We start from the raw sequence: 16,590 nt of genomic DNA on the forward strand, positions 1-16,590 counted from the left end.
ATATTCATGATAAATGGGTCTTTTGTTATTTAACTGATGACACATAGCAGTCTGCATTAAAAACAGACTAACTCTGCTGCTTTTCGCGATCCCTGAGCATATCTGAGATCTGATTTTTTAACGAATGTACCAATAGTACGATATCCTCGGGATTCCCCCCTTTTACATCCCGTATTAAGTATTCTGGCCTGATCATTCCGATGAGCCTTTCAACAAGAGGGTATTCCGGATATGAAAAATCAGCCCTTAATTGGACTCTGTATTACCTGTTGTTCAGGTAATCCAGGATCGGAGAGGTGCTGGTTTTTGGCATCCCTATATGTACATAACACGTTTTCACCCACGCCTCCAATTAACACAATGCACGGCTATCACAAACTAGCACTTCAGAAAGGTATTTCTGAACACCCGATAAAGTCTGGTTTTTATATCTGCATCTGAACAGCTGTTCCTGCTCTGGTTAAGTATCTGGATAACAGTCTCGATATTCACCTGATCACCCGAGACAGGATCGATGTACACCGGATAAACGATTAGTGTTATCGCCACCAGCTCGTCCAGGGTGAGATGACGTTGTCGCCGTTCTGAAGCCTCGGCGTCCTCGGTCAGTCCCCAGCCCGCATAAAAAGGCAAGCCGTATGTAAACACTTTCACATCTCGTAACAAGGCTTCAAACCCGGCCAGCGAGGTTATTGTGTGAACTTCATCAACACTGTCCAGCAAGTCTGCTATAGATGCATTTTTAAGCTCCAGATCATACAGGGATGCAGCCGCACTGGCCTTTAATTCGCCATAGCGACCACCGCTAATCACATCAGGGTGGGGCTTATAGATAATATATGCATCAGGATTGCGGTTACGCACCCTCTGCAGAAGCTCAAGATTGGTTTTGACAGAGGAAGAGCCCCGCAGGATTGAGGCATCAGTTTCAACCTGACCCGGCACCAAAATAATCTTCCGGGCTTCTGGAAGAGACAGCGTTAACGTATCGCCCACATTATATTTTGACAGTTTTAACTTAACGACCGCCTGACGTACCCGTTGTGCACGCTCTGTTAACGAACGGCTGACATCCATACTATTCAGCATATTCTCAAGATCACTGGGGGCAGATGAATCATAATAGATGCCCACCGAATCTAAAACGAGCGACAGGGGCTTCACTCTGTCGACCCCAAGCCCTGTTGACCTTACAAAGCCATCCTCCATCCGCCATAACTCTATACCCGCAGAAGTACAGATTCCTGACAACTCGGTGCTCAATGAGCTGGCCCATGCAAGCACCCGCGTAGATGGCGTTAAATGTTGCTTGACCGAACGCGCCCTGCGAATAAAAGCCGTGCGGGCAAATGTCCCGAGAAAGCGACCGACAAACCCTTTCTTCCACTGAGAAAATCCAACAGCAAGCCATTGGCCCCGATAGCGATCCCGCTGACGCTTCTGATCACTGAGTAAATAGATCGTATCTTCCAATTCACATCTTTGACCAGTATAGGGGTTTATATAACGTGGATAGAGCAGATAAGCCGCTGCAAAAACCTGTTCCAGACTCCGGCTCACGCCGCGCCGTTCGCAATGGAGAAAATCGTTGGTCAGCCCCCAGCCAGAATAAAAGGGCAAACCAAAACAACTCACCTGTTTGCCCGCTAACAGAGCCTCAAACCCCATCTGACTGGTAACAACATAAACATGCTCCACTGTATCTAACAACGCCCAGGGAGAGATATCCTCAGATAGAACCACACAATTTCGTGTCAGGGCGGCACTCAGCAGGTAACCCTTTTTTTTGCCCGCAATCACATCAGGGTGAACCTTTACACAGATCTCGGCTTCCGGGTGTTCTGCAATCGCAGTATCCAGCATGCGAATAAAGGTATCTGGATCGGCGCCCCCATAAACTACAGATGCATCGCCAACAGTCTGGTCAACCACTAAGACTCTTGTGTGTTGACCAGTGCGCTCGGGGAGAATATCCGGGGCATGATTATACTTTGATAACCGGTGATAACTGAGGAGATCGATACACCGTGCCGCACGCTGCAACAGACTCTCATCAAACTCGGTTGAGAGAATCAGTGTCTCCAGATCACTGGGGCGGCTGGAGTCATAATATATTCCACTATAATCAACGATTACGCTGTGAGCAGGGACGCGATCCACTCCCAGTTCAAGCGAACGGATAAAACCATCTTCCAGGCTGATATAGGGTAGTTTCTCCCTGCGGGCATGCCTGCGGGCCTGGGCAGAGGTGGGTTTCAGTCCCCATCCGGCAATATAATCACAGGCAGGTTTATTAAATGCTCCCACACGGACAACGTCAGCATCCAATATCTCAGACAGATAGGGAATTTTTAATATCTGGCCGGAAAAAACGCCCACACAGCTCATGTCTGCCCTAACCTGAAACAGTGAGATTTGGCCTCTGAATGTAGCGCTATGCGCTTAGCTTTGTTATCGATCAGATCCACTATTGCGCAGACCCACTCGGACTTATCCATTGCGATGGTCATTCCATTCGATTCGTGTTCGATATATGAGGTATATACCGGGTCATCTGCAAACACACCTGCGGCCCCAGCAGCGGTGATATCAAAATATTTTGTATGGGATCTCGCCCGATTAAACGGGGAGTCCAGCAGTGGAGCCAGGCCGATATCCCGCCCGCCCCGTAGGATTAACGCCTGATAGGAAGACCAGTTCATTGGCTGCAACACATTTACCCGGCTTAATCCCTTCAGCCATTTACGCACCTCAGTGTTGCCAATCACCTCAAAAACGGTATTTTCACGGAGCCTTAATACCTCCTCGATGACCGGCACTAACCAACGAATCTCTGCATTATGGGAGGATGAACCATGATAAAAGATCGTCAACGGCCCGGGCTTCTCAGGAAGAGGAACCGGTGCAACAAGAACAGGTTCAAACGCGCTATAAACCGATTGCAGGTAAGGTGTACTCACCCAGAAACAAGCATTGTGATTTTGCAACCAGTTTCGGGCCAGAAAAGCATAGCGGACCAGCTTAAACCGGTAGCGTAAAGGCAACCCTGACAGCGCGGCCGGATTCAGAAGATCATCGTCCATAAAGTAGATGATCTGATCAAAATGCTCTCGATGACGATCAATGAATAACTTCCAGCACCGGGGCACATAGCGAACAAAGACGACAATACTTTTGCCTGCGTCCCCTGCTGCGGGACAGCTGTCGAAGCCAAATCGTCTGATCTCATACCCCCGTCTTTTCAGCTCAGGTATCACAAAAAAATCTGATGAGGGATTTATCGACTCTTCAACTACAAAAGCGACTTTCTGATCGGGCTTCATCGCAACGAAAAGTCCTCATGAACCAGGGTCAGATTTGGATTGTAAGCTGGATCCTGATATAACTGTTCTCCCCACTGCTTTCGCATATATTCCGCTTCACGCTTTGCTCTTTTGCGTTTTTTTGCAGAGTCATCAGCACCGCGGGATACAGATTCATGATGGTAGAGTTCTGCATAAGGGGTCCAGATGTTTTTATAGCCAGCGGCTCTCACTTTCAGGCACAGATCAACATCATTAAAAGCAACAGCCAGATTAGCCTCGTTTAAGCCACCCACTTCTTCATAAACAGACCGGCGTATCAATAAACAAGCGCCAGTAACTGCTGATAATTCCTGCACCAGTCTCAATCTGGAAAAATACCCATGCTCATGACGTTCATAGTATTTATGGGAGTGACCAGCAACGCCGCCAATACCCAGAATGACGCCTGCATGCTGGATAGTTTCATTAGGGTAATACAGTTTTGCGCCAACACAGCCGACATCGGACCGGCAAACAAGGCTAACCATCTCGGTTAACCAGCCTGGATTGATCGGTTCAATATCATTATTCAGAAGCCCGATAACAGACCCGCGTGCTTTGGTTACGCCAAAATTGTTGATGGATGAATAGTTAAATGGATAGTCCCAGTTAACCACTGTAACCCGGGGATCCGTCGTGATCCGTTCTAAATATTCAAGCGTCTCTTCACAGCTACTCTGATTATTAAGAATGATTATTTCGAAGCTTTTATAATCCGTCAGCTGCAGAATAGCGTCTACACAGCAGCGCAATACCTCAACATTATCCCGGGTCGGTATCAATAAACTGACAAGAGGAGCGGGCTCAGGAACTGGCCAGCAAACCTTATAGGTATTGGGTACGATGCCCGGTTCAGCAGAGGCCCCCGGGTGATATTGTCTGCAATACTCAGAAACCGCTTTCAAACCTGCCTCACTGGTATAGTCTTTTTCATTAGCAGCAGAGGCAGTCGACCCCTCAATAGACCTCCAGTGATATAAAATGTGGGGGATATGGACGATTTCGTCCGGAGAGAGGTGCGCAATACACCGCAGCAGCAGATCATGATCCTGACTACCTTCAACCCCAGTCTTAAACCCACCGACACCTCTGACCAGGTCAGTATCCAACACAGACAGGTGGGCAATATAATTCTGCGCCAGCAGGAGATCGTAGTTCCATTCGGGTTTGAAATGGGGATCAAACCTGAAGCCATCTGCATCGATTTTATCTTCGTCACTATACAATAATCGCGCTGCAGAATTTTTATTGAGAGCATCGACGACCCGGCTCAGCGCAAATTCTGATAAACAGTCATCATGATCCAACAACGCAATATAACGGCCAGTTACCAACTCGAGCGCGCTATTGCTTGCAGCAGATATATGGCCATTTTCCTCTCTATAACATACCGTTATGCGATTATCCTTAGCCGCATAGCTATCAAGAACCTGCCGGACATGGCTCTTGTCGGAGCCATCATCCGCAATACATAGCTGCCAGTTCTGGTATCGCTGTGTAATAACAGAATCAAGGCACTCCCTTAAGAAAATTTCAGGCGTGTTATAAACCGGAAGCAGAATAGAGATCAGCGGTCCAGATTGCGACTGTTGGCTGAGCAGAGCAAACTGCTGATGATGGTTCTGCTCTTCACACTCTATCCAATCCTGGTAACCCCGACGAGTGGGTCGCTTTATAAATGTTTGATTATATAATTGCAGAGCATGATCCCGTACCGGACATCCTTTCTCTTTAGCGCTGGCTTTTATCTCCCGGCGTACGCACTTCAGATCCTGCTCACGAAATCGGTAGTGCATGTTAATAAGACGGTGCAACAAACGCTCTTCGGCAAAGGCAGAAGTGAGCCAGATAAGTCTGGCGTGTCGAATATTAAACTCGCCTTCAGATTCAAGAGGATCTAAACGTATTTTTTTTACACCGAAAGGCAAAAAAACTAACCTTTTTGAGACCCTTCCATTCTTAATCGGAAGCGAATATACATGCTCTTCAGAGAAACCTTTACCACAATCAAGATAGAGTTTCGTTACCACACTGGGCTGATTATGCTGTAGGGCAACCTCGAGCATAAACCATCCCCGCATCGGGAAGCGCAATTTAACAGAAAACTGGGGATCAGTATCTGTTGATTCCCATTCATATTCGCCGCTATCTGAGTTTAAATGTTTAATAGCCGACGCTGGACTAAGTCGCAAATCAAAACGAAATATACTTAAACTTTTAATGATACCCACCCAACCTATTCACACCTTACTTGCAGTCACGGAGACAGAACAATAAAAAATACCGCAAGACAAATATCAAAAGCGCAACATTACCTGACAACAAAAATCGATAAATATTAACTAATACTGCAAATATAAAAAAAATTCTAAATACTTATTGTGACTTTATTACCTGTTTTAAGCGTTCAACCTAACCCGACAAATGGACAACAAACTGAAGGAACGCTCTGTTAATACCCTGCCGTAACACATTACTATCTTTAAATCGCAGCTGACTCATATCGAAAGGGGGCTGATTTTCCATTTCAAAGAAAAAGTTATCAACACCGATCTGATTAAAATAGAAGGACAAGCTTCTGCCAATGAAGCCGGTAGATCCTAACAAGCATACTCTATTCATCTATACGCCTACGACCTTCAGTCACAACTCAAAATAGCGGGCATCCTTAAACAAGTCGCCAGCTGAATCTTTTTCAGAAAGAACAGGCCCGCTACCGGTCACGGGCCAGTCGATGCCCAAAGCAGGATCATTCCATAAGAGCGAGTACTCATCGCCAGGTGCATAGTAGTCAGTACACTTATATTGAAACTCTGCCTCCTCACTGGTGACATAAAAACCGTGAGCAAACCCAGGGGGGATCCATAACAACTGCTTATTTGTTTCACTCAGTGTCGCCGAAACCCACTTGCCGAATGTGGCTGACCCCTTGCGCATATCAACGGCAACATCATAAACCTCACCACGGGTAACGCGGACTAATTTTCCCTGGGGATTTCGCAACTGATAGTGAAGCCCCCTCAAGATCCCGTTCAACGACTTGCTATGGTTGTCCTGAACGAATGTATACTCGCCACAATTAGCCTCGAACTCACTCTGCCGGTAGGTTTCAAGAAAAAAACCTCTTTCATCACCAAAGACCTGTGGGGTTAGTAATACGACATCCGGAATCGCCAATTTTTCGTATTTCATACTCAGTTTCATTCCTTAAAAGATCGCAAGACCAGTGACTTTCAGATGAAGATCTACAAAGCTAAAGTCCAGCCCATTGCCAGGCGCAGGCTGTGAGAGTTCACACACAGCCTGCCCTGCAAAACACAGCAACCAATACTAACATTGTTGGTACGCATTTGGCAGACGACAAGCTGCCTTACCAACAAGCATCAATCACACAGACAGTATCGCTGAAAACCAAGGAAATAAAACCGCACTACATAAAAGAGCATATTACTGTTTATTCTCTAAAATCTTCTCCAATCGATCTTTTATTTTAAAGATTCCGACACCATCCTTTCTGACATCTGCCGCCCGGCATATAACCTGATAAGCATCGTTATATTTAGCGTCACGTTCTAGAGAAACAGCAATTTCCCTTAATAAATCAGCCTCTTTAGATTTATCAGACAGAAGCACTTTCATTTGGCCTTCATTAAAAAAATGCCCTCGATAGTTTCCTTCATTAAACTCAACATCTAAAAGATCAGCGAGTTTAAGAATGGCATAATTTGCTGGGCCTTCAGCAAGCCTTTTGCCAACTCTATCTCTAACTTTCACTACTAACTCAGAGCAATCATTGAATGCTGTCTGTACGACATCACTAAGGCAACTATTTTTTATATACAGTTCTTCCCCGATATCATACTGATCGTTATAAGATAGAAAATCGCCAGCCACTCCCCCAAAAAAATTATCAATTAGATATTTATTAGATAACTTAAACTTTTCAATCAATGCAAAAAAAACATCCTCACCCAAGAGAAGTATAGGCTTTTCCGCTCCTTTATTATTTAGATCCGAATATTTTTGCAAACAGTTATCCACTCTTCTAAAAAAATCCGACTCATCTTTATCAAACAAACAATTAACTAGCCGTTTATACTCCAAAGCACCACTAGTATAGCTAACATTGATTCGTTTACTATGATACTTGAAAGACTTTCTTTGAAGTTTTGATACACCTAACAAATCAAGAAATGAAAATTCAATTTTACCTTCTGGAAAAAAACCTTCACCATAAGGTAATAAACAAACATTATCTTTACCAAAGCACTCTGCCCACAGGCTGAATATAAGCCCGGAATAACCATCACTTTCATTTACAAGGACATTCTTAGCAAAGCCTTTAAGGTCAATAGTAGCAAAATGCCTTTTTACTGCCTGATTATAATTAGAAATCAATAACTCTATAGGATCGCGGAAGTAGGCTACTATTCCAACTCGATAATTTTCCAATATCGACTTCAACATCCGAGGCTTTGAATAAAGAGATTCAGCAGAAATCAATAGCGTTTTATTTCTCTCTTTAGCCTGAACAACCCACTCATCGACAAAACGGGATGCAGAAATAAAATCTTTCTTAATCAGATTGACACCGACTACAGAGTGGCCCCCAGACACATTATTGTCGTCAACACCATGCTCAGGATAGTAATAACCGCAGGAAAGCAAAGCATCTCTATTATTAAGAAAAAATGCCTGTAGTGCTGAAGAGCCTGTCTTTGGGGCACCGATATGGATAACTATATCGTAATCAGAATAGCATAAGTTACTCCCCCTAAGTCGGGGCTTGGAAAAGGTCCTCCCTTCCTTATACTTATCAAATATTTTTCGAATCATAAAAATCTCTACCAAAAACAGAAAACAACACCACGAAAAACCATTACTTGACGTATAAAAGCTTACTTTTAAACACACCAGCACTCTAAGATTAGCTACACCTATTCATAGCCTGAAACCTAAATACAAAAAACATCAGAACTCTCCTTCCTTACAAAGTTTAAGCATATCGGTTACAACCTCAAAAAACGAAATCCTTAACAACACGAGCACTTGAAATACTATTTTTTGCATATGAATCACACAATCATTATTTCCTTAAAAGATCGCATGATCAGTGACTTTCAGATCATGATCTACAAAGCTAAAGACCAGCCCATTGCCAGTCGCAGGCTAAGAGAGTTCACACACAGCCTCCCCTGCAAAACACAGCAACCAATACTAACATTGTTGGTTGCTGTTTGGCAGGAAATTGCTACCCGTCATAAGGTAATTATGAGGCTAATTCAGCTTTACCAGCAAGTTGATACGATCACCGTTAACAGGCCGTAACACGCTAATTCAAAACTGATTCAGAGTCTTTTTCAAAGCAATAAATCCTATAGCGTTATGTTTCGTAGCACAGAAATGCTAAATAACCGGTACCGATTCAAAGACTGCCTCACTTAACCGACCAGCAATTACCACTGACACATTCAATGAAGCCGTGGCATGATGGACAAAAGACTGGGTAGGCGATCCTGTTCTGCCCTGATGCGGCCATTTCGTCAACAGGATCAGCTTGTCCATCCAGACCTGGAACTGCTCCTTTTTAGTTCGACGTCGCCTATGACTGAAATCTCTGCGCGTACAGGAAAGATGCCAATCCAGCTGTACGTCCTCAACCATCCATTGCGCAGATTAACTAATGCAACAGACTTGATCACACTTACCCCAACGTCACACAGAACACGTAAAGCTTTGGCATAAGACCGCTTTAATCAGTATCATATTGCAACATCCAAACTATTTATTTGTACATTTTAGTTAAAACAACCAATACCAAACATAAAGTATGATTTATCAAACATCATGAATATTATCATTATTGGCACATCAAACTCTGTAATGACTGAGTCTTACGTTTCAGCTTTAAAAATCTATCATCAAGTTTCAAACATATCCTGCGGGCGCGTTCCATTCTTTTACCACATAAAAACTATCAAGCAAAACATAGAACTAATTGAGAAATCAGATCTTCTTATCATTGACCACTACATCAACGACATAAATTATTACCATCCTCGACTAGGAGATTTCTACTTAGAAGAGTGCAAAGACTTTTACAGACTGCTTAGCTCATTAAACACCAACATTTTAAATATACTATTTCCCATAAGAAAAAAACTAAACTCTCAGGAGTCAGACTATTACAATTTCGTAAAAAACCTTTCAAAAACAAACAAAATACCTTTACTTGACCTGAATAAATTCGCATTTAAAACTGAAAATTACGGGGATGACATTCACTTGAATAGAAAAACTTCATTTACAGTAGGGGTATCACTTGCTAATAACTTGAGAACACTTACCGAAAAACCCGTACACGGGGGGTCTATAAAAAAAGATCCATATATTATATTTGACAGCCATGACATTGCAGAAACTAACAACTACCAAAAATATGATTTCAAAAACTCACTTATAGATATTACTTTTTCCAGGTGTACAGACCAGATACATCTAAACAACAGAGTGCCGTGCAAACTATTATCAATAGGATATTTCTTAGCCCCTTCAAGAAAAGAAGAGCAAGGTATAAGCGTCCTGAATAAACGCTTTTCATTCTCAGGAAACTTGTACTTACACGAAGCTATTGACTCTTTCCCATCATTTCCGGGTGATATTAGAATCACCGTTCTGAATGGAAACTATTCAAATACTCCTTCCTTTATGGGAAGAGAGATAGTTGACGGACCTTTTAAAGACGCTGATATCGTTGAGCTTTTAGCTAAATCAGAGATTGACCTAGAAGTAAATCCAGCAAACAGAAGTTACTATGACTTTGAACTACCAGACCTAAACGAGCTTCTATTAAAGTTTGAAGAAAGTTTAACTGAAAATAAATCCATCGCTATATCCTCAGAACTGGTAGATATTTTGCGAGACCTGGCTATTGGCATAGAGCGCTTAAACCTAGACAAAGCATACGAGTTGATGAAACTGGTAAAACACTTCCGCCCAGATGGGGTTACCATAAACAGTAAAATCAAAAACTACGAAAGCAAATTAAAAAACCATTAAACTGCAACCAATAAGTAAAGCTTGACTCTTCGAGCATATTTATTAAAATACAGAATTTACTTTTTAATAATACAAAAAACACTACATTAAAAGACGTAATACAACTATCGCCCCTGTAGGAAGCGTAAAGGATAGAAAATGATTAGAGTAGGATTCATAGGTTCTCCACGGGGGGTTGTACCTGAAAGTTTTTGTAACAGCTCTGAATATTTAATGCAGCATTCGGGTCAGAATTTGGGGAATTTAGCTTTTTGGTTGGGGTTCACCCGTTTAGTTGGAGGAAATGTTTTACAAGTCAGATGGAATGACAACCCCGAAGCGTTAAAAAATAGAATTGATGTGCTCGTCATTGCTGCTGCAAACTTTCTTATGGAGTCAAATGATCTCAGCATATTAAGGGATCTAGTAGAAACACTTAATAAACCCGTATTAATATCTGGCCTGGGCGCACAATCAGAGGATGAATCAAAAATACCAGATTTGCAGGAAGGTACGATAGGCTTCTTGAAAGCCGTCGCTTCCAGATGTGAAAACATTGGTGTAAGAGGAGACTTTTCAAAGAAAGTTTGTGAACATTATGATGTAAAAAACATCACCAATCTTGGCTGTCCATCCATATTAATCAACAACAATCAAAACCTTGGAAAAGAAATCAGCCTAAGATGGAATGCAGATCTGACACATCTATCATCAGCTTCAGCATCTATAAAAGAAAACCTAAGAAGAACGGAGTCAAAATTATTTAAATTAATAGACAAAACAAATGGAAAATATATAATACAAAGACCCGCAGCCCTTCTAAAAGTTATTCGCCATGAAAGTCTAAATAAAACAGACTTGGAATACATAGAAAAGTTTCGTAAATTTATTGACCCAGAGATGACAACAAGTTATTTCTACAACTTCCTACGAAAAAATTCCATTTACTTTACTACAGCCCACTCATGGTTAGAATATTTAAAATGTACAAGCCATGCCGTCGGCACAAGGATACACGGTTCAATTTTACCTACTTCTGCGGGCATTCCTTCTATATGTATAACACATGATACGAGAACAAGAGAGTTGAGTAAGAGCGTTTTTATTCCTTCAATAACATCCACTGAGTTTTCACAGTTTGATGGCACTATCAATGATTTGTTCAGCACTATAACATTTGATGAGATAGGATTTTATGAGAGAAGACGTGAACTAGCTACTAATTATGAAAAAATGTTCAAAAGTGTTGGCATCAATATATCAGCACATCTAAAGTCATTTTTATAGATTTAGCGAAAACTTATAAGACATTACCCCTCCAAAATAAGCATTATTAAGTGACTGAGATTATGAATTTTCACATATTCGTTACTCTTCTGAGTAGCGCCTGCAAGAATTTAGGATTATCCAATCTACATTACCTGGATTTATAAAGCGTTATTCAATGATATTAAAATCATTGGATTTAGAGGCTTCCCCCTCATCCACCCTACTAATCTACTTATTAGTAGTTACTTAAGTTGTGTTAATCTACTCCTATTGAGAAGTATCTTACAACTAACATTTTGCCTAAAATAAAGCTATAATTTGCTCATCCCTTGTACAGAGCGCCTAGTCAGTCATTCACAAACTCTATATTTCAACAAAGTCGTGTTAACATTCTTAGGTATGTAATCACTCGATACACGCTAGAAAACGAAAAAATAGTATTAACATGAAAAAACGTAGAATATACCTCCATATTGGTACAGAGAAAACTGGTACAACGTCTATTCAAGAATTTCTATACGAGAATAGAGAGGCGCTAATTCATAAGGGATACTATTTCATCCAGTCTGCAGGAGTTAGAAATAACCGAGCACTGCCCTCATATGCCATGAGAGATGACATAACAGATGATTTTTTTCAGGACCGAAATATAAATACTCCTGAAGAGAGAAAAAAATTTAGAGAATACACTAAGCAAAGCCTTGATCAAGAAATATCATCCCTACCAGACTCAATCCACTCTATAATAATATCAAGCGAACACTTCCACTCACGAAATACAACTTCATCGCAAATAAACATCATCAAAAACTTATTATCACCATATTACAGTGATATAAAGATAATTTGTTATATAAGAGAGCAGACTGAAACACTTTCATCTCTTTATTCTACATTGATAAAATCTGGAACAATATATGATTTCTCTTATCATTTGAAATTTTGCACACCCAGAAATTCATATTACAACTTCGAGACAATGCTAAAAAACTGGGTAGATAACTTTGGAGAAGATAAGCTATGCGTAAGAAGATTTGACAGAAAAACCTTTATAAACTGTGATTTGATAGACGACTTCCTTTCTTGTTTAGAGATAGAACCATCTGAAGATTTTTCACGCGTCAAAAAACCTCAGAACGAATCGTTAAATCCACTGGGACAAGTTATTGGGCTAACCATTAACCAAGCTTTTCCAAATCAGTTATCAGACAAAGCAATAATTAGCAAAAAGCGAAAGTTACTTTCTATAATTGACAAAAATTTCGCAGGAAAAGGTGTGTCTGTAACGCCAGAGCAATATTCTGAAATATTCGAAGCATTCAGAGAAACAAACAGAGAGGTAAATAGAAAGTATCTAAAATCAGACGGAGACTTATTCCCGTACAAAGAACCAATAAACAATCAGGTTAATATAGACCAAAACTCGATATTAAAATTAATTTTACAACTAATTAACTTCACTCCCCTACCTGGTAGCTTTGCAGATTTGTTCAGAGACGCTGCTTTACTATACGAATCTCAGGATTTGGAGAAAGCTTTTATTTTTATGGAGCTAGCTCAGAAAATACGCCCTGACGGAGTTGTTATAAACAAAAAACTTAACGAATACCGGGAGAAACTGAAATAAAGAAATATAATGTCTTTTAACAATACTAAGCTTATTTTCTCCATCAAGATCTGTAGTCGGCGCAGCCCCTTTCACTATTGATTATCCGCATCGGCGTGGATACCAACTGAGCGGATGATGCGTAGTAAGAGGCTGCCCAAAGACGACTAATCTCTTAGCACCTGTCAAAATATCTCAAATGTTCGATGCTACATTCCATGTAGTTTAAGGGCTTACTTATTCCCTCCCGGAGCTCATCCCAGACTTCACTGTTACCGGAAAGGTTCAGCAACTTGATCCCCAGGTCAACCGGGTTTCCAGCACTGAAGTGGACACCATCCACACCATCTCGGACCTTCTCTGCCATCCCGCCTATATCAGAAACAATCAGCGGGCGGCCGGCAACAAACGCTTCCTGTATCACCATGGGGGAGTTTTCCCACCAGATGGAAGGGACAATCACCCAGTCAATACTCTGCATCCGCTTCATCTGCTCATCAGGACGGTAGGGCCCTACCCAGCGAAGACAGCCTTCCTCGATAAGCTTAGAGGCCATCTCCTTCACTTTCTCCTGAAACTCACCGGTTTGCTGTTCCAGATTGGCACCATGTACTTCAACTACCAGTTTTTTCCGTTGCTTTTTCTTCAGACTTAACAGTGCCTGCAATAATACATCGATCCCCTTATAGGGGTTCACCTGGCCGAAATACGCAAACCGGTTACGTGTTTCTCCATCCGCGAGCTCTCTGGGAGGGAGCGTCTCAATATCCTGCTGACCATTTTCGATTACAATGATCTTACTTTCATCTATCCCCCACTGGATATACCGCTGCCGCAGAAATTCAGACGGCGAAATAAAGCCTTCAATCAGGTCAAAATGGCTTTTTATAAAGTGCTTTCTTAACCAAAAATCTTCAGCCGTATGTTGCGGGTAGCACTGATGACATTCATCATAGGACTCGCTACTACACAGTTTATGGCCTTCCCCTGTTTTCACCATCTGACCATTATGTTTACAGATCGCCATATATTCATGGATGGTGAAGAAGATACGGATCTCAGGGTCAATCTGTTTAATAACCCTGATGAACTCAACCCCCATATGAGCATAGTGATGCATATGCACAATGGTGGGTTTTAGTGCCTGAATCAGATCGGTAAACCATGTAGTCAGCGACTGTTGCTGTTCTGCTTTTAGCAGATGCCAATCACCGATGCCCTGCTCCCACAGATATTCATTTTCTCGACGCTTCCGAATTTGCCCCGTTGCGCCGCGTCCACGGTCCGCACGTGCCAGAAACCAACTATCTTCGACATCCGGGTGCTGTTGATAGGCGTTAAACAGGTTATAGGCCGCGATCTCGGCACCACCTAAACTGAAATCGGGATGCCCATGGGAGATTACAAGAATTCTATTTTTCATAATTTAATAGCCGCCTCAGATTTCGCCGCTAACTTTTCAATCAAATCAGACCAACGGGTCATATGCCGGGAAGCGTTAAGAATCACAACCTTGGTTCGAAAATCCGGAGTGCCTGTTAAGCCAAATGACTGTCGTTCCAGATGCGTCAGCTCAACTGTGGGAAGGTATCCACAGCCCTTTCCTTTTTCCAGCAGTTTCAAGCAGAGGTCAGAATCCTCAAAATCACCTATCAGATAGCCTGTATCCCATCCTTCAACGGCGTCAAAGTCTTCTCTGGAGATCAGCATACAGGCGCCTGTAACCGCAGGCATTTCTGTCAACGTCTGATGAGGATCCAGAATCGGATCAAGCCCCATATGGGGGTGGTGATTGATCCAGATACCGATATCCGACCGATACTGAAACTCCATTCCTGCATGTTGAATTGAGCCATCTGCGAATAACAGCCTCGGCGCAATAACCCCAAGCTCAGGATTCGTTTTTAAAGCCTCTAACATCGGCCCCAGCCACCCTGGAGATTTAGGAAAGACATCACTGTTCATGAACAGAAGGTAGGTACCGCTGGCGTGTTCTGCACCAAGGTTGTTGGCTCCGGAAAAACCTCTGTTGACCCCACCAAACACAACCTTGAAAGAGACTTTATAAAGATCATAGATCTCCTTCGCCAGTGTTCTTAACTTCTCAACCAGTGTTGGGTCATCAACGACGTAGATAATCTCTGTCTGACTTTTAATAAACTCATCTAAAACAAAAGAGACCATCTGCCCTTCAATAAAATCGATACGGCCGTAAAGCGGAATAATGATACTGATCAAAGGGTCCCGGACCTCGCCATACTGTTCAACAGAGACGGGCATTCTGGCGATCACGCGGTTGTTCCGGGTTAGCTGTTCGCTGAGCATAGGCCAGAAAATATGCCTGAAAATATCCACCTGATCGGAAGGTTTCGATTCGATAGTGAACAACCACTTAGCCATCTCCGCCGGTTGAGAATCGAGGTAACCGACCTCAGCAGAGGATAATCTATGCACTCCTTTAGATGACAAAGCATATATTGAGAGCGTCTCTTTAGGACTGATATTTTTTACTGGCACTAAACAGCCACTATTGATCTCCGCTTTATCAAAGCTTGTCAGGAAAGCCTTATACACATCCTCCCTGAAAATTCGATGGGCCTGAGTTAAAAATGTTGGCGAGCCCTCTTCATCTTCAATCCAGACGATTGAGTCGGGACTACTGACGACCCACCCAACTAACAGTCCGGACGAACCCCGTTCAGAGACAACGGCTGATTCTATATAGGCTTTTACATTTGGATGTGGTGTGGATTCCTGCTTAACTTTTTTTATCCACTTTTTCCATCGTTCGGGAGTAAAGCTCTCGTTATCCAGTAAGTTTCTGGCCTCTTTATAATACAGGCTATGATAAAAAGTATCGGCATCATCGTCGACTGTATGGCTAGCGGGATCCACCAGAGGGTTATCGGACAGCGTCGTTTTATTCCTCTTACTGGGTTTGATATTCCGCTCCTCTTTTCTTCCATAATAGAGATAGTGAAAGAAAGGGTTGACTCCGGTTTCACTGACATCAGGGAAGTCGATGAGGTAGTCATCTATGGAAAACCACCCACAAGGATCGAACCCCTCATTTGAGCCAACCTTGATGAAATGCTCCAGCGGGTCCTGACCATTGAGAACCAGCTCATACTCCTGACGATAAAAGTCTGCATCAAAATCTTTAGCAATAATGCTTCTGATCTTTTCTTCAGTTAGTTTGTTACTTTTCTCAAAAATCTTTAACACTGGCAGCTCCCTGTTCAGCCTTCGCTATCACTTTAAACATCAAGGTTAGTCAGCAAACATATCTCGATAAAAAATCTATTCAATACCGGACTTCATGCAGATAAATAT

At 42.3% G+C, this 16,590-nt stretch carries 10 protein-coding genes; 3 read left to right on the forward strand and 7 right to left on the reverse strand.

The window, feature by feature from the left end:
• Nucleotides 1-378: 378 nt before the first annotated feature.
• From BMY09_RS16690 to BMY09_RS16710, 5 genes are all read right to left on the reverse strand, one after another.
• The gene (locus BMY09_RS16690; RefSeq protein WP_091360531.1) at nt 379-2,388 is read right to left on the reverse strand and encodes a capsular polysaccharide biosynthesis protein; all 2,010 of its coding nucleotides are present in this window, start codon (nt 2,386-2,388) and stop codon (nt 379-381) included.
• Nucleotides 2,385-3,323, reverse strand: a complete 939-nt coding sequence (locus BMY09_RS16695) for a glycosyltransferase family protein (protein WP_091360532.1) — start codon at nt 3,321-3,323, stop codon at nt 2,385-2,387. The genes BMY09_RS16690 and BMY09_RS16695 overlap by 4 nt, the downstream gene beginning before the upstream one ends.
• Nucleotides 3,320-5,575: a glycosyltransferase family 2 protein gene (locus BMY09_RS16700; RefSeq protein ID WP_217647461.1), complete on the reverse strand. Its 2,256-nt coding sequence runs from the start codon at nt 5,573-5,575 to the stop codon at nt 3,320-3,322. The genes BMY09_RS16695 and BMY09_RS16700 overlap by 4 nt, the downstream gene beginning before the upstream one ends.
• A 412-nt stretch (nt 5,576-5,987) precedes the next feature.
• Entirely contained in the window at nt 5,988-6,536 is a 549-nt protein-coding gene (gene rfbC, locus BMY09_RS16705; RefSeq protein ID WP_091360534.1) for a dTDP-4-dehydrorhamnose 3,5-epimerase, read from the reverse strand.
• A gap of 255 nt (nt 6,537-6,791) precedes the next feature.
• Complete coding sequence (locus tag BMY09_RS16710; protein ID WP_091360536.1) at nt 6,792-8,180, reverse strand: hypothetical protein; 1,389 nt, start codon at nt 8,178-8,180, stop codon at nt 6,792-6,794.
• Between the two features lie 1,011 nt (nt 8,181-9,191).
• On the opposite strand from BMY09_RS16710, the gene BMY09_RS16720 reads away from it, so the two are divergent.
• The 3 genes from BMY09_RS16720 (at nt 9,192) to BMY09_RS22070 (ending at nt 13,278) form a co-directional block, all read left to right on the forward strand.
• Nucleotides 9,192-10,403, forward strand: coding sequence for a hypothetical protein (locus BMY09_RS16720; RefSeq protein WP_091360541.1), 1,212 nt, complete (start codon nt 9,192-9,194; stop codon nt 10,401-10,403).
• A 138-nt stretch (nt 10,404-10,541) separates the two neighbouring features.
• Complete coding sequence (locus tag BMY09_RS16725) at nt 10,542-11,669, forward strand: polysaccharide pyruvyl transferase family protein (protein WP_091360543.1); 1,128 nt, start codon at nt 10,542-10,544, stop codon at nt 11,667-11,669.
• Nucleotides 11,670-12,096: 427 nt separating this feature from the next.
• Nucleotides 12,097-13,278 carry a hypothetical protein gene (locus BMY09_RS22070; protein ID WP_139203209.1) on the forward strand — a complete coding sequence of 394 codons (1,182 nt, stop codon included), beginning with the start codon at nt 12,097-12,099 and terminating at the stop codon, nt 13,276-13,278.
• Nucleotides 13,279-13,432: 154 nt separating this feature from the next.
• On the opposite strand, the gene BMY09_RS16735 is transcribed toward BMY09_RS22070, so the two are convergent.
• Together BMY09_RS16735 and BMY09_RS16740 are read right to left on the reverse strand one after the other, a co-directional pair.
• Entirely contained in the window at nt 13,433-14,680 is a 1,248-nt protein-coding gene (locus tag BMY09_RS16735) for a glycosyltransferase family 4 protein (protein WP_091360547.1), read from the reverse strand.
• Nucleotides 14,677-16,482 carry a glycosyltransferase family 2 protein gene (locus BMY09_RS16740; protein ID WP_091360548.1) on the reverse strand — a complete coding sequence of 602 codons (1,806 nt, stop codon included), beginning with the start codon at nt 16,480-16,482 and terminating at the stop codon, nt 14,677-14,679. Before BMY09_RS16740 ends, BMY09_RS16735 begins: the two co-directional genes overlap by 4 nt.
• Nucleotides 16,483-16,590 lie beyond the last annotated feature (108 nt).

Origin of the sequence: Amphritea atlantica (assembly GCF_900111095.1) — a bacterium.
GTDB classification, from domain to species: Bacteria; Pseudomonadota; Gammaproteobacteria; order Pseudomonadales; family Balneatricaceae; genus Amphritea; species Amphritea atlantica.